This is a genomic window from Pedobacter antarcticus, from assembly GCF_900112985.1.
GTDB classification, from domain to species: Bacteria; Bacteroidota; Bacteroidia; order Sphingobacteriales; family Sphingobacteriaceae; genus Pedobacter; species Pedobacter antarcticus.
The window spans coordinates 141,302-160,671 of the sequence record NZ_FONS01000003.1 but is presented as its reverse complement, the minus strand read 5'-3'; the positions used below and the strand labels follow the sequence as shown (position 1 = coordinate 160,671).

Below are 19,370 nucleotides of genomic sequence, written 5' to 3'. Positions count from 1 at the left end.
AATATGTTTGCTAAAGAAGTTTATAATAACAGGCGCAATGAGTTGGCATTGACCTTACGTTCCGGCATTTTACTTTTCATGGGGAATGAAGAAAGCCCTATCAATTTTAAAGACAATACCTATCATTTCAGGCAAGACAGTACTTTTCTCTACTATTTTGCACTCAATGAACCTCATTTAGCGGCGCTGATTGATCTGGATGAGCAAAAAGCAATTGTTTTTGGCGATGAAATGAGTCTGGATGATATCGTATGGATGGGAAGACAGGAAACCCTGAAGGAGAAATGTGCATCCGTTGGACTGGATTTCCTGCAGGCCTCATCCGAGTTAGAAAATTATCTTGGACGAGCTCGGGCGAAAGGCAGGCAGATACATTTTTTGCCACCTTACCGAAGCGAGAACAAAATACGTTTATCTCAGGCGCTCGGCTTAGCGATAGACGAACTACCCGGATCCGCCAGCATAACATTTACTAAAGCTGTTATCGCACAGCGGTCCATAAAATCTGCCGAAGAAATACATGAGATTAATCAGGCAGCGTCTATCTCCGCTGATATCCACCATTTGATCATGCAGACTGCTAAACCCGGGCAGACAGAAAGAGACCTTGTAGCATCCATACAACAGGCCGCTGTGGCTAGTGGTGGCCAGCTGGCTTATCCTGCTATTGTTACCACCAGGGGGCAGATTTTACATAACCATTATTATGGAAATACTTTAAAGGAAGGCCAATTGGTACTCAATGATTCTGGTGTGGAGACTGCTTTGGGTTATGCAGGTGACCTGACCCGTACATTTCCAGTCAGTAAGAAATTTACCACTAACCAAAAAGAGGTATACGATATCGTGTTGGAAGCCTACAACCAAGCCGTTAAGCTCTTGAGTAATGGAGTGCTTTATCTCGATGTTCATCTTAAGGCTTGTAAAACCCTGGCATATGGGTTAAAAGATATGGGTTTAATGAAAGGCAATATTGATGATGCTGTTGCTCTGGGTGCCCATGCCCTGTTTTTTCAATGTGGTACAGGACACATGATGGGACTGGATGTTCACGATATGGAGGATCTGGGAGAAATTTATGTGGGTTACACAGATAAGCTGAATAAAAATACGACACAGTTTGGGCTGAAGTCATTACGGCTGGGTAAAAAACTTGAATCTGGTTACGTAGTTACCGTGGAACCGGGCCTTTATTTTATCCCAGAATTGATAGATCAATGGGGCGCTTCAAAACAGTTTGGTGACTATATCAATTACGATAAGCTAGAGGCATTCCGGGATTTCTCGGGAATTCGGATTGAAGACGACTTTTTAATTACCCCTAACGGTCATGAGATGCTGGGTAAACACCTTGCTATGACGACGGACGAGATTGAGGCCATAAGAGCCGAAGCCTTTTAATATTTTATAGAAATGAAGAGAATATTATTACGGGGACTGCTTTGCATGTCCCTTTTTCCATTAAGCCAATCCAACGTTTTTGCACAGGAAACGTTGAAACCTGGAAAATCTTTCAGTCGTGCCGATACTTTACGTGGCAGTTTGTTACCCGAACGTACCTGGTGGGATGTCCAGCGTTATGAAATTGGTTTGAAACCAGATTATAACAGCAAAACTATCCAGGGTTCGAATAAGATTGTTTACAATGTAGTGAAAGGCCACGACGGTCGGACCAGGATGCAGATTGACCTGATGGTTCCTTTGGTTATAGATAGCGTATTGTATAAAGATGGCAGCCGGTTGAAGTTTGAACAAGAAGGTAATGTTTGGTATGTCCAGGTTCCTAAACAAGAATTAAAACAACAAAATAGTGTGCATATCTATTATCATGGAAAAGTGCATGAAGCTGTTCGTCCGCCTTGGGACGGCGGGTTTATTTTTACCAGGGACTCTTTGGGACGTCCCTGGATGACTGTTGCCTGCCAGGGATTAGGAGCTTCGGTGTGGTACCCAAACAAAGATCACCAAAGCGATGAACCAGATAAAGGTGCGTCGCTTACAATGACGGTGCCGGATAGTCTGGTTGCGGTAGGTAATGGTCGTTTATTGTTTAAAAAAGATAACTATGATGGAACGACTACCTATAAATATAATGTAGTAAATCCGATCAGTAATTACTGTATCATCCCTTACATCGGTAAGTATGTGAATTTTAAAGAAAAATATGCAGGTGAAAAAGGCCCCTTGGATGTGAATTATTGGGTATTGGATTACAATAGAGAAAAGGCCGGAGACTACCTGCCAGATCAGGTTCATAAAATGTTTAAGGCATTTGAACATTGGTTTGGTCCTTATCCTTTTTATGAGGATGGCTACCAACTGATTGATGCCTCACATACCGGAATGGAACACCAGTCGGCAGTTTCCTATGGAAATAAGTACAAATTTGGATACCTGGGCAGAGATGCATCGGGTACAAACTGGGGGCTGAAATGGGATTTTATAGTCATCCACGAAAGCGGTCATGAGTGGTTTGGAAACAATATTACGACCAGAGACTTAGCAGACATGTGGGTACATGAAGGATTTACCAATTACAGTGAGACACTTTTTACGGATTACCATTTCGGAGAACAGGCAGGTAATATGTATAATTATGGTATTCGTAGTGGCATTCGCAATGACAAACCAATTATCGCTGCTTATGGCGTTAATGAGATGGGAAGTGGTGATATGTATCCTAAAGGAGGAAATCTTCTGCATACTATTCGCCACAGTATGAATAACGATGATCTTTTCAGGTCAATACTCCGGGGATTGAATAAAGTGTTTTATCATCAGACCATTACCTCAGCACAGGTAGAAGATTATATCGCGAAACAAGGGAAATACGATTATTCAAAGGTCTTTGATCAATATTTAAGAACGACAAATATCCCCACTCTGGAGTTTTATGTAGACAAAGGTAATTTATATCATCGCTGGACTGGTGCAGTCGAAGGATTTAACCTTCCATTGGTGCTTAAAAAAGCTGGTACAGCTACTATGCGTATTATTCCGACGGCAACCTGGCAACAGGTAAAATTAGATCAAGGACAGCAGGCACTGGTAACGGTTGAAGGATTTGAGAAAATGTATTATATCAAAGCGGTTAAAACGAGATAGGTGTAATTACAGGTTGTATTGGTTAATATCAGGTAATAGTTTGGGAGGCTGCAGCTTTAACTTTGAAGAAGAGTAATTGAAGAATTTAAAGCAAATATATTTAATCAGACAAAACTAAAAAACATGAGTATCAATTGGACTGGCGTATTTCCTGCGGTAACAACTAAGTTTACTGCAAATGATGAACTTGATTTTAATGCATTTAATATAAACCTGGAAGCACAGCTGGAAGCTGGCGTTGATGGGATCATATTATGTGGTTCTCTTGGAGAAGCCAGTGTGTTAACTGAAGAGGAAAAACTAGACTTATTATCCCACACTTTGAAAGAAGTAAACGGCAGGGTTCCGGTATTATTAAACATTGGCGAATCGACGACTAAGAAAGCCGTAGATGTGGCAATTAAAGCGAAACAATTAGGTGCTGATGGCTTAATGTTATTACCACCCTTACGCTATTATTCGGATGTTGAAGAAACATTAGCATTTTTCTCTGCCGTTGCAGAAAGCACTGACCTGCCGATTATGATTTACAATAATCCCGTAGATTATAAAATCGAAGTTACACTGGATATGTTTGAATATCTGGCAAGGTACAGTAATATTCAAGCGGTCAAAGAGTCAACCAGAGACATCTCCAATATTACCCGTATGATTAATCGTTTTGGTGATCGTTTTAAAATTTTTACTGGTGTGGATCCTATTGCGATGGAGTGCCTGGTAATGGGTGCCGACGGTTGGGTGGCAGGATTGGTTGATGCTTTTCCGAAAGAGACCGTGGCTATTTTCAGGCTGGTCAAACAGAATAGAATTGCCGAAGCTTTAACCATTTATCGTTGGTTTTTACCGGTTCTGGAATTGGACATCAAGCCTAAACTGGTACAATATATTAAACTGGCTGAAGTAGCTACCGGTATTGGAACAGAGGCAGTTCGCGCGCCTCGTTTGGCGATAAAAGGAGCAGAGCGAGAAAGTGTATTGAAAATTATAAATGATGCCCTTGCGGTCCGCCCACAATTACCTGAAGGCAGCTGGGGAATATAAACAACGATCATATGACATACAGCAATATAGTTTGTTCTACCTACCGGAAGTCTTCTGAACCTGGCTTTCATGCCATTAATCCAGCAACTGGAGAGACCTTAACGGGAAGTTTTAATACCGCAAGCCTGCAAGATGCAGATGATGCTTTGAAAGGCGCAGAACTTGCTTTTCAGGAATACAAAAACCTTAATAAAGATATAAAGGCCGCTTTTTTAAGGGCAATAGCTGATGAAATATCTCAGTTGGGAGAAGATTTGCTTTCCCGGGCGGCTCAGGAGAGTGGTCTTCCTGTAGGCCGTTTACAAGGCGAAATGGGTAGAACCATCGGACAGCTGCGCATGTTTGCGACCCTGGTAGAAGAAGGATCATGGGTAAACGCAATTATTGATGTCGCCTTGCCAGACCGGAAGCCACTGCCCAGAGCAGATATTCGCCGGATGCTTGTGCCTTTAGGGCCGGTTGTTGTATTTGGAGCAAGCAATTTTCCACTTGCTTTTTCGGTTGCTGGTGGTGACACAGCCTCGGCATTGGCGGCAGGTTGTCCTGTAGTGGTTAAAGCTCATCCTGCACATTTAGGTACCAGTGCCCTGGTCGGAAGTGCTATTTTGAAAGCTATAGAAACTACTGGTGTGCCTAAAGGTGTATTTTCCCTTTTGTATGATGACAGCTATGAGATCGGTACACATCTGGTTAAACATCCAAAAACCAAAGCAGTTGCATTTACGGGTTCTTTTAAAGGTGGAAACGCACTTATCCAATTATCACATCAACGGGAGGTTCCTATTCCCGTATTTGCTGAAATGGGTAGTATCAATCCGATCGTATTATTGCCTGAGGCCCTTCAAAAGAGACATCAGACCTTAGCGGCGCAATGTGCATCTTCTATTATTCTGGGTGCTGGACAGTTTTGTACGAATCCTGGCTTGCTGTTGGCCATAAAATCGCCGTCTCTGGATTTATTTAAAGCAGATCTTGCGGCAGCCATAGTAGAAACGCCTTCTGCTACTATGCTTACCCCTGGTATTTGCGAAAATTATAACAACTTGTCAAAAGCTGTCCTTCATACAAATGGGATTACTTTAATCGCCGAATCAACAGTAGTTAATCAAGAATTGCAGAGTCAGTCTGTCGCGCGGATTGCAACGGTAAGTGCAGCAACTTTTCTGATGAATAAAGGATTACAACAGGAAATTTTCGGCCCTTATTCTTTAATAGTCGTGGCAGAAGACGCTGCGGAACTAACCGCTGTTGTCGAGTCCCTGGAAGGCCAGTTGACAGCAACCATTATGTCGGAAAAAAATGAACTGGAAGACTATTCTGAACTGATCAATAAACTATCAGATAAAACCGGCCGTATGCTGTTAAATGGAGTGCCGACAGGCGTAGAAGTGTGTGCAGCCATGCAACATGGAGGGCCATATCCGTCAACCAACGATAGTCGTTTTACTTCTGTTGGATCGACAGCTGTTTACCGCTTTGTGAGGCCCATGGCCTGGCAGGACTGGGAAGATCATTTACTTCCAGATGCGCTTAAAGCACAAAACCCATTAGGCATATATAGATTGATGGATCTAAACTGGACTAAACAATGACCAAATCTTTTTTTTGCGTAGATGCACATACTTGCGGAAATCCAGTAAGACTGGTGGCTGGTGGAGGTCCTGTACTTAATGGGGCTAATATGAGTGAGAAAAGACAGCATTTTTTAAGAGAATACGATTGGATCCGTACAGGACTGATGTTTGAACCGCGTGGTCACGACATGATGTCGGGAAGTATCTTGTACCCACCCCATAATCCGGAAAATGACGTAGCTGTTTTATTTATTGAAACTAGCGGATGTTTGCCAATGTGTGGACATGGAACTATCGGTACCATCACCATTGCTATAGAAGAAGGGCTGGTAAAACCTATTACGCCTGGTATTATCCGTATGGAAGCACCGGCCGGTTTGGTGAAAATTGAATATCAGCAAACCGGAAACAAAGTCACTTCGGTAAAGCTGCAGAATGTGCCAGCCTACCTGGCTGCATCAAATTTAGAAGTCGAGTGTCCAGATCTGGGAACTTTGACTTTTGATGTCGCTTATGGAGGTAATTTTTATGCTATCATTGACCCTCAGAAGAATTTTAAGGGGATCGAGGATTTTACGGGTTCGCAGTTAATAAGCTGGAGCCAGGTAATTCGAAAACGGATTAATCAAAACCATTCTTTTGTTCATCCGCTTGATCCAACGATCAACGGCTGCAGCCATATTCTTTGGGCAGGCGCACCGCTGGATCCAACATCCACAGCAAGAAATGCTGTTTTTTATGGTGATAAGGCAATTGACCGTTCACCATGTGGAACGGGTACTTCAGCCCGTATGGCGCAGTGGCACGCCAAAGGCAAGTTGCAAAAAGGTGATGTTTTTATACATGAGAGTATTATTGGTAGCAAATTTACAGGAAAAGTAGAAGAAGTGATCCAATTGAACGGAATGGACGCGATTATTCCGAGTGTGGAAGGCTGGGCTAAAGTATTTGGTTATAACACAATCAAAATTGATGATGATGACCCTTATGCCTTTGGATTCCAGGTGATTTAATCTTCTTTATATTTAATCAATACATACATGTCAAATATATTAATTATCGGTGGGGGTATTGTGGGCCTGAGTTCGGCTTATTACCTCCATAAAAAGGGTCATACTGTAACCATCTTAGATAAGGGGGATTTGACCGACAATTGTTCTTTCGGAAATGCCGGTATGATTGTTCCAAGCCATTTTGTGCCACTTGCTGCACCAGGAATGGTGCAGCAAGGTATCCGTTGGATGTTTAACCGGAAAAGCCCTTTTTACGTTCGTCCATCTTTGAACCCGGAGCTAATTAACTGGGGAATAAAGTTTTTAAAACATGCCAATTCCCGCCATGTATCCGAATCGGCAGTCCCTTTAAAAGAGCTTAATTTACTGAGCAAGAAGTTCTATATTGAATTGGCTGAAGAACCTGATTTTGATTTCGAACTTCAAAGTAATGGTATCCTTTCCATGTACAAAACAGAGCGCGCTGCTGAGGAAGAGGCACATTTAGCACGGGCTGCTACCGAATTGGGCGTTAATATGTCCATACTTACTGCGGACGAATGCAGGCAGTTGCAGCCGGAATTAAACCTGGATATTTTGGGGGCAGTTCATTTTCGTGATGATGCACATATGAGTCCGCCAAAAGTAATGAATGCACTATTACGTTTTCTTGAAAAGGCAGGCATCAAGATTGTCCGCAACCATGAAGTGACTAATATTGAAACCCAGGGATCAAAGATTACCAAGGTTTATACAGGCACAACAGTGTGGGAAGCCGACCAATATGTCTTAGCTACAGGATCGTGGTCACCGGCGATAGCAAAGATGATGAAGATAAAAGTTTGTTTAATGCCGGGTAAAGGGTATTCTTTTATGGAGCCTGAGCCCTTGCAGCGCATGACTATTCCGGCATTACTTTGCGAAGCAAGAGTGGCCATAACCCCAATGAATGGAAGTATCAGGTATAGCGGCACGATGGAACTGGATAAAATAAATACCCGCATCAATATGGATCGGGTGAAGGGGATAGTAGAATCAGTGACTAAATATTTTCCTGACCTAACTCCTTCTTTACCAGTTAAAGAAAACATTTGGTTCGGCTTCCGACCTTCATCTGCTGATGGCTTGCCTTATATAGGAAGACACATAAAAAGAGATAATTTGGTGGTCGCTACCGGGCATGGAATGATGGGTATGAGTCTTGGTCCCGCCACGGGGTACTTGGTTAGCCAAATTATTTCAGAACAAAAAACAGATATAGATATACATCCATTTTCACCATCCAGATAAGAGGGTAAAAACCGGGTATTACCTGATAATATACGAAAACTAGATTCATTTTTTTGAACATAACTTGTAGACTACTAGTCGTTTGATTAGTTGAACCAAACAAGATGAACATGAAAGTGAAAAATGAACCTTATCATCAGGCATACAAAAGAATCTGGATTCTTTTGTTGTTATTTTTACCCTGTCAGCTCTTTGCACAGGATGTAAACATTATTAAAGGAAATGTGAGGGATGCCACAGATGCGACCACCCTTATCGGCGTTTCTGTGAAGGAAAAAGGTACTTCAAATGCGACGAGTACAGACCAAAATGGTAATTACAGCCTAAAAGTTTCCAAGACAAATGCACAAATAGTATTTACCTACATTGGTTATGTAGCACAGGAAGTTGCTCTAGAGGGAAGGAGCAATTTAGATATGAAACTGAATGCAGAAAGTCGCGGGCTCAATGAGGTGGTGGTGGTTGGATATGGAACCCAGAAAAAGGGTGAAGTAACGAGTGCTATTGCAACGGTGAAGTCCGAAGATTTTGTGAAGGGGGCGGTGCGTGATGCTGCGCAACTCGTACAAGGAAAAGTAGCTGGTTTAAGGATAACCACTCCATCTGGCGATCCTACCGCGAGTACACAAATAAACCTTCGTGGATTAAATTCTATAAGTGGAGCTTCTGAACCTTTGATCTTAATCGATGGGGTTCCGGGAAGTCTGAATACCGTTTCTCCGGAAGATATTGAGTCAATCGATGTATTAAAAGATGGTTCTGCTGCCGCTATTTACGGTACACGTGCTACGGGAGGGGTTATTTTAATAACCACCAGGCAAAATAAATCAGGCTCTAAATCAACCATTGAATATGCTAACTATGCTAGTGTGCAGCAGATAGCCAAAAAACCAGAAATGTTATCGGCAACCGATTATCGTCGGTTAATTAGTGAGGGCAAGCCCTATATAGACTATGGTGGTGACACGAATTGGTTGGATGAAATCCTTCAAAACCCTGTGAGTCAAAATCATAATGTGACAATTTTTGGAGGTAACAATACCACCAATTTTACAGGATCAGTCAATTATCGTGACTGGGAGGGGATATTTCTCCGTTCTGGTCAGAAGCGTGTCAATGTAAGGGCATCCTTAAATCATGCGATGTTCAATGATAAATTGAAAACCAATTTACAGATTATCAACCGGGTAACCAAGTCTGAACAAGGTGGTGCAGATGGTTATGCGTACCGTCAGGCAATTATCAGAAATCCCACCGATCATATTTATAATGAAAAAGGTAAATGGCAGGAAAGAGACATTTACAATTATGACAATCCATTAGGAAGAATCTATGAAACTACAAGCGATAATACTTTTAAGGAGATGCGTATCAATGGTAGTCTGGCTTATAGTCCTGTCAAAGACTTGAACTTAAAATTAATGGTCTCTAATGTACAAAACACCAATTTATATGGAAATAGCACTACTTTCGATCACGTCAATACAACCAAGGCACAACTTAACGGGACAGCTTCACGTTCCACTTACGCAAATGTAGAGAACCTGGTGGAGTTCACTGGAAACTACAGCAAAACTATTGGAAAGCATAACTTCAGTGTGTTAGGTGGCTATAGTTGGCAGGATGCTGTTTATGAAACTTTTAATGCTTATAACTTCGATTTTCCAACTGATGCTTATAGTTGGAACAAATTGGAAGCCGGATCGGCATTACAACGAGGTTTGGCTACTATGGGCAGTTATAAAAGTAAATGGCAGCTAGCTGGTTTTTTCAGTCGTTTAACTTATAACTGGGACGAGAAATACCTGTTTATGGCCAGTATCAGGAGAGAAGGTTCTTCTAAATTTGGCGAGAACTACCACTGGGGATCTTTTCCTGCGGCATCCGTGGGATGGCGAGTGAGTAAAGAAGACTTTATGCAGAATGTGTCACTCGTAACTGACTTGAAAATCAGAGCTGGTTATGGGGTAACAGGTACGATAGCTAATGATCCATATATGTCTCAAACCAGTTATAATTTCACCTATGACCAAGGTGCTTTCATTAATGGGAAATGGGTACAGGGTTTTGTGCCGGCAAGAAACTTTAATCCGGACTTGCGTTGGGAAAAGAAAAAAGAGTATAACGTAGGTGTGGATTTTGGCCTGTTAGGCAATAGAATTACGGGATCATTCGATTATTATACCAGAACAGTAGAAGATTTGATTTATAACTTCCGGGTACCGGTGCCACCATATTTAATTGAAAGTATGCTGATTAATGCCGGAACTATGAAGAACTCAGGTTTTGAGGCGCTGCTAAACTTTAAGGTGGTTGACGCCGGAGCTTTCAAATGGAATTCTAACGTAACCTATTCTTCCAATAAAAATAAACTGGTGAACCTGTCAAATGATAAATTTGATGTGACTGCCGATTTCTTTGATGCAGGCTATACTGGCGAGCCGATCCAGACGTCGACACATCGTGTGAAAGTAGGTGGGCCAATCGGTCAGTTCTTCGTATTGAAAAGCGTTGGTGTAGATGAAAATGGTAAATGGTTGGTAGAAAGTAAAGATGGTAAGGTGATTTCCATTTCTGATTCTTCTCCCGATGACCGTCAGTATTACGGAAATGGTATTCCTAAGTATCTGTTGGGTTGGAACAACTCCTTTAACTTCAAAAATTTCGATTTATCTGTTAACGTCCGTGGTGCTTTCGGTCACGATGTACTTAATATGCAAAGAATGTATTACGAAAACCCTGTGAATAAGGCTTACAATGCTTTAGCTACGGCGTACGACCCTAAATATGGCAAGCAACTAAATAATGACCTGGTTTACGTAAGCGATTATATCGAAAAAGGCGACTATATCAAGATCGATAACGTTACTCTGGGTTACACTTTTGGTGACAAGCTCGTTAAAGGCGTTAAAAATCTACGATTCTACGTTTCTGGCTTGAACCTTATCACCATTACAAAATACAAAGGTCTTGACCCCGAAGCTGTAAGTTACACAGGTGATTTTACCTTCGCTCCAGGTATCGAGAACAGGGATGCTTATCCAACCACACGTACATTCACCGCTGGTCTTAATGTTTCATTTTAGTTTTAATTATAGAATCATGAAAACGAATATTGTTAAATATATATTTATTGGAGTTTTGGGTTGTGGAGTTACGATCAGTTCCTGTAAAAAACTCGATGAAGAGGTTTATTCAGAGGTACTCCCTTCTCAATTTCAACCTACAGAAAAGGATTTGCCGGCAATTCTGGCACCAGCATACGCATCGTTAAGAACGGTTATGTGTGGGTGGCAGGGATACTTCGATTTGCAGGAAGAAGCAGCTGATGGAATCATTACCCCTGTCCGCCCCAATGGATGGGACGACGCCGGTACTTATCGACGCATGCATCAGCATACCTGGACAACCCAGGAATGGCAACCGTATAATACCTGGCAAAACGCTTTCTCCGCGATTACGAAGGTAAATACAGTGCTGTCGCAATTGGACGAAGGCACGTTGAATCTTGGAGAAATTAAAGGTGCAGCCACAGCTGAACTTCGGGCAGTCAGGGCTTTAGGCTACTATATGCTGATGGACAATCATGGAAATGTGCCGATCGTAGTCGATTTTAAAGATATTTCTCTGCCAAAGCAAAATACCAGGAAAGAAGTATACGACTTTGTCGTTAAAGAACTTAACGAAGTTTTACCCATGCTCAGTGAAGATGCCGCTACTACTTACGGTAGGATGAATAAATGGGGGGCAAAGGCCTTATTGGCCAAAATCTACCTTAATTCAGGTGTTTATGTGGGTACCCCCGAATATGCTAAATGTATCCGGGAAGCAGACGATATTATCGCTAGTGCGAAGTATCGTTTAGATAATAATTATTCAGACACGTTTAATTATACCAACCAGAATTCTTCAGAGATCATATTTGCAATACCTTATGATGAAATTTATGGTAAAGGCAACCAAATCCATTTGAAAACGCTGGATCCGTTGAGCCAGGCAGTATTTCAGATGACTGCCCAACCTTGGGGTGGAAACTGTGCTGTACCCCAGTTTATCAATACCTATGACAAAGAAGATAGCCGTTTAAAAGACACTTGGATTCAGGGGCCTCAAGTTAGCCCTTTAACAGGGCAGGTGCTCATTACGTATGTTAATTTTGTTCCAGGAATGGGTGGTCTGGATGGAATTGTAGCAGCTGGAAATCAAGGTTACCGTATCGGGAAGTTCGTTATTAAACCCAATGCAACCGGCAATATGGATAATGACTTTCCATTTTTACGTTATGGAGATGTGCTTATGATGAAGGCAGAAGCCCTATTGAGAACAGGAGATGCTAATGGAGCAGCTGCGTTGGTAACTCAAGTGAGACAACGTGCATTTAAGGGAAATGTTTCAAAAGCAAGCGTTACCGGTGCTGACTTGTTAAAGGGTAGTGTTTATCAATATGGATTACAAAGACCTGATGGTACAGTTGATGCGGTAAACGGTGGTGCAGACATACAGTTCGGTCGTTTTCTTGATGAGTTAGGTTGGGAGTTTGCCGCCGAAGCACACCGCAGACAGGATCTGATTCGTTTTGGTGTGTTTTCTACCAAGAAATGGTTCAATCACTCACCGCAGGCGCCAAGCCGTAGTTTGTTCCCAATCCCGCAAGATGAAATTTCTAAAAACCCTAATTTAAAGCAGAATCCGGGATATTAATCAGGAATTATTTGATATTATAATTATGTTTTTATTAAACGTTAAAATGACGTATTTTAGCTAAGTATAACCGGATATTAACCGGTTTAATGCAGTCTTAGGTTGTTGAATGTTAATATTTGTATATTAACGTTTAACAACCTAAATCAACCAAACCAAACCAACCAACCATGAAAGTACTTCCATTTACAATGCTTGTACCGGATGATAAGAGCGTGATATCCGAACACATCAACCTGCCTTTTTTTTATCAGTATCTTCATCGCCATGACGAATGGCAGCTTACCTGGGTGAAAAAAGGGGAGGGGACCCTTATTGCAGGCAATAATATGCACTCTTTTCGTTCGGGCGATCTGTTTTTAATTGGAGCTAATCTTCCACATCTATTTAAATCTAACCCGGAATACTTTACTGATGAAGATAAAAATATAGAGGCCTGTTCCCTGTACTTTAACCCTTCGGGCGTTTTGGGTGGATTGTTTAACCTGCCGGAGATGAATATAATCAGTACTTTTCTGAGAAATAATAAACACGGGTTCATTATCCCTTCAGATTATGCTGCCCAGATCACGACAAAGGTATCCCAGGTGCATGAAGCTTCAGGTACAGATGTCCTGTTTAACCTCGTCGATTTGTTAAATAGCCTGCATAGTATTAAAGAGCAGGTGGTACCGTTGTGTTCACAATTGTATTCATCTGATATTTCGGAAACGGAAGGTGTCAGGCTCAGTAACATCCTTAACTATATCATGCGTAATTACAACAATCAAATTGCGCTGGAAGATATCGCGAATGCTGCTTATATGACACCTCAGGCTTTCTGCAGGTATTTTAAAAAACACACCGGCCATACCTTTGTGTCCTTTCTCAATGAGGTTCGAATTAATGACGCCTGCAAAAGTCTGATCGCCAGCAGTAAAACAGATTGCATTTCTGGAGTTGCCTATAAATCAGGTTTCAATAGCATTACCAATTTTAACAGGGTATTCAAAAACATCATTGGTCAATCGCCGAGAGCATACGTGGATGCCTACAATAATGTAAGTAAGGTTAATCGCTTGTCTGCTTAACAATCTTCATTTTTAATGAGACAGTGCTACTGTCTAAATTCTTGTAAAATGTATATAAAAAATGTGCTGAAAGGCAGCAGGTTCTTCAGGGGCTTGCTTTGCTTTTCATATCTCCTTGTATTGCCTTTTTTTGTGTTTGCTCAACAACAAATACCGGCTAGCTTATACGAACAGACTAGTGAAATGGGTACCACGATGGCCACCTACCAAAGCGACATCGCTGCTATTGAAGATTTTTACTCCCCTTTTATAACCTATCCTGGCAGTCTCTACCAACGCATTGCCCATGTTTATAAGTCACCAGAACAAAGAAAACGTTTACTGGAAGTTAACCGGAATTATTCAGAACAACTTAAAACACTCAATTTTGATGTTTTCAGCATTTACGGTAAAATCGATTATTTGCTGCTTAAAAAGGAGATTAGTGCTAACGTTCATCTCTTAACGATAGAATCATCGAAAGAGAAGGTCATTAGTAAATTTCTTCCATTTGCGCAGGAGATCTATTTGTTAGAAAAACAACGACGAAGGGGCGATCGGTTACAAGGTATCGAAGTTGCGGGGCAAATGAACCGGTTAACTGCTGATGTTTATCTAGCCATTAAGAATTTTAAACTACAGGGAATTACCGAAGGCGATAAGAGAGACCTTCAAAAAGTGCTTTCGGGATTGAAAACCCGATTAAACAGTTTCTATGTTTTTTACAATGGCTTTGATCCCAATTTCACCTGGTGGGTACCTAAACCATACGAGTCATTAGATAAGGCTTTAACAGACTATGAAAGACTTTTGTCGGGTAAAGAAGATGAGCTTCAGTCGATCACTGAAGCTAACAATTATGGGATTAAGGGGCTTCCTGTAGGAAAAGCTGAATTGGAACGACAGCTTCAGACAGAATTTATTCCTTATAGCCCAGAAGACCTTATTAAAATTGCTGAAAAGGAGTTTGCTTTCTGTGATGCAGAGTTGTTGAAAGCTTCCAAAGAGATGGGTTTTGGAGCAGACTGGAAACAGGCACAGGAGAAGGTGAAAAATTCTTATGTACCACTAGGCGAACAACCAGCCCTGATTGTTAAACTTCAAGAAGAAGCTTTAAGTTTTATAAAGGCTAATAATCTAATGGAAATTCCAGCGCTGGCAAATGAAACCTGGGGGATGGTGATGATGTCACCAGAGCGCCAGCTGGTCAATCCTTTTTTTACCGGTGGTAAAGAGATCAGTATTTCTTACCCGACCAATACCATGACTCAAGAAGATAAACTAATGAGCATGCGTGGCAATAATCCTTACTTTTCCAGGGGTACTGTACAGCATGAGCTATTGCCAGGTCATCACCTCCAATACTATATGAATAGTCGGTTTAAAAATTATCGTAGTATGTTTACTACACCTTTCAGTGTCGAAGGCTGGCCACTATACTGGGAACTTTTGCTCTATGAAAAAGGCTTTGCCAAAACGCCTGAAGAAAGAATTGGAATGCTGTTCTGGCGCATGCACCGTTGTGCACGCATCTTGTTTTCCCTTAATTACCACCTGGATAAATGGACCCCAAAACAGTGTGTAGATTTTCTGGTCGATCGGGTTGGCCATGAACGCGCAAATGCTGAGGGAGAGGTACGACGTTCCTTTCAGGGCGATTACAGTCCCTTATATCAGGTAGCCTATATGTTAGGCGGTTTACAAATTACAGCCTTGCGGCATGAACTGGTAGATAGTGGTAAAATGACTTTCCCAGCATTCCATGAAGCTGTGATGAAAGAGAACCTGATTCCGGTAGAACTCATTCGTGCTACGCTCACTAACCAAGTACTTACCAGAGATTTTACTACGCAATGGAAGTTTTATAACCTGTCTAATCCTAAATAGAAATGGAGTCCGAAACCACGCGATTTAAACCTACTTTAAAATTAATGGACGCAACTATGCTGGTTGCTGGCAGTATGATCGGTTCTGGGATCTTTATTGTTAGCGCCGACATCACCAGGAATGTGGGGAGTTCAGGTTGGCTGATGATCGTCTGGCTGCTTACTGGTTTTATGACCCTTACTGCCGCTTTGAGTTATGGAGAACTCAGCGCGATGTTTCCCAAAGCTGGTGGTCAATACATTTATTTAAAAGAAGCCTATAATCCAGTAATTAGTTTTTTATACGGATGGAGCTTTTTTACCGTCATCCAAACCGCAACGATTGCTGCGGTAGGTGTCGCCTTTGCGAAATTTACAGCTTATCTTCTCCCGGTGTTTAATGAAGATCTGATAGCTATCGACTTCGGTTTTCTACAGGTATCACCCGCTCAATTGCTTGCCATTGGCGTAATTGTTTTACTCACTTATATCAATAGCAGGGGAGTGAACAGTGGTAAAATTATACAGACCACATTTACACTGACTAAACTGTTGAGCCTTTTTGGATTAATTGTGTTTGGTCTAATCTTTCTCGACAAAGATATTTGGGCGACTAACTGGAAAAATGCATGGGTACTTCAACCACTTTCGGTTGATGGCGATTTGGGTACTTATACCACCATGGCAGCCTTTGGGGCAATTGCTGCGGCTATGGTTGGCTCGATTTTCAGTAGCGATTCCTGGCATAATGTCACTTTTATTGCCGGAGAGATACAGAATCCTAAGCGAAACATCGGACTTAGTTTGGCTTTGGGTACCGTCATCGTCACTATCTTATATTTATTAACTAATATGATGTATACCGGGGTTTTATCGCTGCATGACATGGCTTATGCAGACAAAGACCGGGTCGCAGTTACCGCGTCTAAGGTAATCTTCGGAAGCTGGGGCACAGTTATCATTGCCCTAATGATTATGGTTTCCACTTTCGGCTGTAACAATGGGCTTATTATGGCTGGCGCGCGCGTTTATTATTCTATGGCTAAAGATGGTTTATTCTTTAAAAAGGTCGGTACATTGAATAAAAATGCTGTACCGGCTTTTGGTCTTTGGATTCAATGTTTATTTGCCAGTTTATGGTGTTTAAGCGGACGTTATGGCGACCTTCTGGATATGATATCTTTTGTGGTAGTCATGTTCTATATGTTAACTATTGCTGGCATCTTCATTCTTCGCAAGAAACGGCCTGAGGCAGATCGCCCCTATAAAGCTTTTGGATATCCGTTCCTTCCACTGATTTATATTCTGATGGGCATGTCCTTTTGTATCTTACTCATGATTTATAAGCCCAATTATACCTGGCCTGGTCTCATCATTACTCTATTGGGCATTCCAGTTTATTACCTTATCGAAAAGTTCAAAAGAAAAAATTTATGAAGCACTTGTCTTTTTTAGCGACTATCGTAATCGGCTGCACTTTATCCGGCCTCTCCCTACATGCACAGCAGAGCCTTAACATCTATAAACCTGATGCGATCCAAATGGCATTAAATTACCAGGAAGCAGATCAGCTGGACACATTATTACGAAAAGTAGAACTCAATAACCAAATATTGCCGGTCTGGCAGGCAGACAAACGGTCATTTTGGTATAAGAGAAATCTATCCGATAAAAACTGGGAATATATTTATGTAAACGCTGGTACCGGTAGTCGCAAAAAAGCTTTTGACTCCGAACGTATGGCACTGGTGCTGCAAAAAGCGACAGCGAAATTGGTAGATCCAGGCCGGCTCAAAATCACGAAGCTTTTCTTCAATGAAAAAGCGGACCAGGTAATTTTGAAAACGGATAATCAGTGGTTAAAAGTAAATTTAGCAGATTATCAATATACATCTACCACAGATACTTTAACCGAGATTTACAATGCCGGTAAACCATTACAACGTAATCGTTCTCGTTGGGAGGCTATTCCAGAAGTGTCGAAATCACCAGATGGAAAGAAACAATTGCTGTTAAAGGGCGGCAATGTTTATGTAAAAGACCTGGAGACTGGTAAAGAAGTGCAATTATCCTTCGATGGGAATAAAGAAAAGCCCTATGGAGAATTTACCTGGTCGCCGGATAGTAAGACGCTGGTAGGTTACCGAATTGACCCTAAAAAAATAAAGGAAGTACATTATGTACTCAGTTCTGTAGAAGGCACCACACGTGGAGAATTGAAATCACGTGAATACGCACAACCCGGCGATGATTTTACTAGTTATACACCCACTGTATTTGACGTTATTTATAACAAGCAGGTTAAGGTTAATGCAGAGCCTATTGACTTTTTTGGCCCTCCTGAATTACATTGGCGGAAGGGAGATAACCGTTTTTACACGTATGAAAAAGTAGACCGTGGACATCAGCGTTTCCGTATAATAGAGGTTGATGTGCAGACTGGTAAAACCCGGAATATTCTTGACGATCAAACAAAAACGTTCATTTATGAAAATCGTATTTATACCCGATATCTGCCGGAAACTAATGAGATGATCTGGAGTAGCGAAAAAGACGGCTATAATCATCTCTATCTGATAAATACCATCACCGGGAAACAGCAGCCCGTTACCAAAGGCAATTGGGTTGTGCGTGCGGTCGACAGTGTAGATATTGTTAAACGTGAGGTGTGGTTTAGGGCAAGTGGCATCACCAGTGGTGAAGATCCTTACTTCATTCACCACTACCGTATTGCTTTTGACGGAAAGAGACGAGTGGATTTAACACCCGAAAAAGGAAATCATCAGGTAACTTTTTCTCCCGACCGCAAATATTACCTTGATACATATTCACAGGTTAACGTTGGCCCTGTGTCTGTATTGAAAGAGGTAGCCAACAGTAAACCGGTGTTAACATTAGAAGAAGGTACCACTGCAGATTTCCTTAAAACCGGAGTCAAATTGCCTGAAGTATTTGTGTCCAAGGCCAGAGATGGACAAACCGATATCTGGGGTGTAGTATGGCAGCCCTCCAAAATGGATCCTAATAAAATATACCCAGTTATCGAATATATTTATGCAGGCCCGCACGACAGTTTTGTGCCTAAAAACTTCCTGCCTTACAGCGAAATGCAAAGTATGGCTGAGCTGGGGTTTATTGTCGTACAAATAGACGGTATGGGCACGGCAAACCGTTCGAAGGCTTTTCACGATATATGCTGGCAAAATCTTGCTGATGCTGGTTTTCCAGACCGGATTTTGTGGATGAAAGAACTTGCTAAAAAGTATCCTCAGGCAGATATCAGCAGAGTTGGTATTTATGGAACCTCCGCAGGCGGACAAAATTCTACCGGTGCACTATTGTTTCATCCCGAATTTTATAAAGCTGCTGTTTCTGCTTGTGGTTGTCACGATAACCGGATCGACAAACAATGGTGGAATGAGCAGTGGATGGGATATCCAGTGGGGCCGCATTATGGAGAACAGTCCAATATCACGAATGCCGCAAAGCTGCAGGGAGATCTATTGTTAATCGTTGGGGAGGCCGATGAGAATGTGCCACCAGAGTCTACCTTCCGCTTAGCCGATGCCTTAATTAAGGCCAATAAAGACTTTGAATTTTTATGTGTACCTGGAATGGGACATAGTGACGGTGGAATTTACGGAAGGCGAAAAAAACGCGATTTCTTCGTGAAGACTTTGCTGAAAACGGAGCCTCCTAAAAGAAATCTTGAAAACGTAGTTATCAAATAAGCTGATTATTTTGCAGTCCTAT

General features: G+C 41.7%; 12 protein-coding genes. All 12 read left to right on the top strand.

Annotated features, from left to right (window positions below):
• Nucleotides 1-3: 3 nt before the first annotated feature.
• The 12 genes from BM192_RS08165 to BM192_RS08110 all read left to right on the top strand — a co-directional run bounded on the left by BM192_RS08165 (nucleotide 4) and on the right by BM192_RS08110 (nucleotide 19,348).
• Complete coding sequence (locus BM192_RS08165; RefSeq protein ID WP_037443696.1) at nucleotides 4-1,401, top strand: aminopeptidase P family protein; 1,398 nt, start codon at nucleotides 4-6, stop codon at nucleotides 1,399-1,401.
• Between the two features lie 12 nt (nucleotides 1,402-1,413).
• The gene (locus tag BM192_RS08160; RefSeq protein ID WP_037443693.1) at nucleotides 1,414-3,105 is read left to right on the top strand and encodes a M1 family metallopeptidase; all 1,692 of its coding nucleotides are present in this window, start codon (nucleotides 1,414-1,416) and stop codon (nucleotides 3,103-3,105) included.
• A 123-nt stretch (nucleotides 3,106-3,228) separates the two neighbouring features.
• Entirely contained in the window at nucleotides 3,229-4,146 is a 918-nt protein-coding gene (locus BM192_RS08155; protein WP_037443691.1) for a dihydrodipicolinate synthase family protein, read from the top strand.
• Nucleotides 4,147-4,157: 11 nt separating this feature from the next.
• Entirely contained in the window at nucleotides 4,158-5,738 is a 1,581-nt protein-coding gene (locus tag BM192_RS08150) for an aldehyde dehydrogenase (NADP(+)) (protein ID WP_037443689.1), read from the top strand.
• Nucleotides 5,735-6,733: a 4-hydroxyproline epimerase gene (locus BM192_RS08145; protein WP_037443687.1), complete on the top strand. Its 999-nt coding sequence runs from the start codon at nucleotides 5,735-5,737 to the stop codon at nucleotides 6,731-6,733. Before BM192_RS08150 ends, BM192_RS08145 begins: the two co-directional genes overlap by 4 nt.
• Nucleotides 6,734-6,760: 27 nt before the next feature.
• Complete coding sequence (locus tag BM192_RS08140) at nucleotides 6,761-8,002, top strand: NAD(P)/FAD-dependent oxidoreductase (protein WP_037443685.1); 1,242 nt, start codon at nucleotides 6,761-6,763, stop codon at nucleotides 8,000-8,002.
• A 110-nt stretch (nucleotides 8,003-8,112) separates the two neighbouring features.
• On the top strand, nucleotides 8,113-11,088 hold the full coding sequence (locus tag BM192_RS08135) for a SusC/RagA family TonB-linked outer membrane protein (protein ID WP_037443683.1): 2,976 nt from the start codon (nucleotides 8,113-8,115) through the stop codon (nucleotides 11,086-11,088).
• 16 nt (nucleotides 11,089-11,104) lie between these two features.
• Nucleotides 11,105-12,703 (top strand): RagB/SusD family nutrient uptake outer membrane protein, encoded by a 1,599-nt coding sequence (locus tag BM192_RS08130; RefSeq protein ID WP_037443681.1) that lies wholly within the window; start codon nucleotides 11,105-11,107, stop codon nucleotides 12,701-12,703.
• Nucleotides 12,704-12,873: 170 nt separating this feature from the next.
• Nucleotides 12,874-13,773 (top strand): AraC family transcriptional regulator, encoded by a 900-nt coding sequence (locus BM192_RS08125; protein ID WP_037443679.1) that lies wholly within the window; start codon nucleotides 12,874-12,876, stop codon nucleotides 13,771-13,773.
• Between the two features lie 48 nt (nucleotides 13,774-13,821).
• Nucleotides 13,822-15,639, top strand: a complete 1,818-nt coding sequence (locus tag BM192_RS08120; RefSeq protein ID WP_037443677.1) for a DUF885 family protein — start codon at nucleotides 13,822-13,824, stop codon at nucleotides 15,637-15,639.
• 2 nt (nucleotides 15,640-15,641) lie between these two features.
• Complete coding sequence (locus tag BM192_RS08115) at nucleotides 15,642-17,054, top strand: APC family permease (RefSeq protein WP_037443675.1); 1,413 nt, start codon at nucleotides 15,642-15,644, stop codon at nucleotides 17,052-17,054.
• Nucleotides 17,051-19,348 (top strand): S9 family peptidase, encoded by a 2,298-nt coding sequence (locus BM192_RS08110; RefSeq protein ID WP_037443672.1) that lies wholly within the window; start codon nucleotides 17,051-17,053, stop codon nucleotides 19,346-19,348. The genes BM192_RS08115 and BM192_RS08110 overlap by 4 nt, the downstream gene beginning before the upstream one ends.
• Nucleotides 19,349-19,370: the final 22 nt, after the last annotated feature.

What these genes read in the sequence shown, in the direction of transcription:
- BM192_RS08165 (WP_037443696.1), top strand. Translation starts at nt 4, where the DNA reads ATGTTTGCTAAAGAAGTTTATAATAACAGGCGCAATGAGTTGGCATTG.
- BM192_RS08125 (WP_037443679.1), top strand. Translation starts at nt 12,874, where the DNA reads ATGAAAGTACTTCCATTTACAATGCTTGTACCGGATGATAAGAGCGTG.
- BM192_RS08160 (WP_037443693.1), top strand. Translation starts at nt 1,414, where the DNA reads ATGAAGAGAATATTATTACGGGGACTGCTTTGCATGTCCCTTTTTCCA.
- BM192_RS08110 (WP_037443672.1), top strand. Translation starts at nt 17,051, where the DNA reads ATGAAGCACTTGTCTTTTTTAGCGACTATCGTAATCGGCTGCACTTTA.
- BM192_RS08150 (WP_037443689.1), top strand. Translation starts at nt 4,158, where the DNA reads ATGACATACAGCAATATAGTTTGTTCTACCTACCGGAAGTCTTCTGAA.
- BM192_RS08120 (WP_037443677.1), top strand. Translation starts at nt 13,822, where the DNA reads ATGTATATAAAAAATGTGCTGAAAGGCAGCAGGTTCTTCAGGGGCTTG.
- BM192_RS08130 (WP_037443681.1), top strand. Translation starts at nt 11,105, where the DNA reads ATGAAAACGAATATTGTTAAATATATATTTATTGGAGTTTTGGGTTGT.
- BM192_RS08145 (WP_037443687.1), top strand. Translation starts at nt 5,735, where the DNA reads ATGACCAAATCTTTTTTTTGCGTAGATGCACATACTTGCGGAAATCCA.
- BM192_RS08135 (WP_037443683.1), top strand. Translation starts at nt 8,113, where the DNA reads ATGAAAGTGAAAAATGAACCTTATCATCAGGCATACAAAAGAATCTGG.
- BM192_RS08115 (WP_037443675.1), top strand. Translation starts at nt 15,642, where the DNA reads ATGGAGTCCGAAACCACGCGATTTAAACCTACTTTAAAATTAATGGAC.
- BM192_RS08140 (WP_037443685.1), top strand. Translation starts at nt 6,761, where the DNA reads ATGTCAAATATATTAATTATCGGTGGGGGTATTGTGGGCCTGAGTTCG.
- BM192_RS08155 (WP_037443691.1), top strand. Translation starts at nt 3,229, where the DNA reads ATGAGTATCAATTGGACTGGCGTATTTCCTGCGGTAACAACTAAGTTT.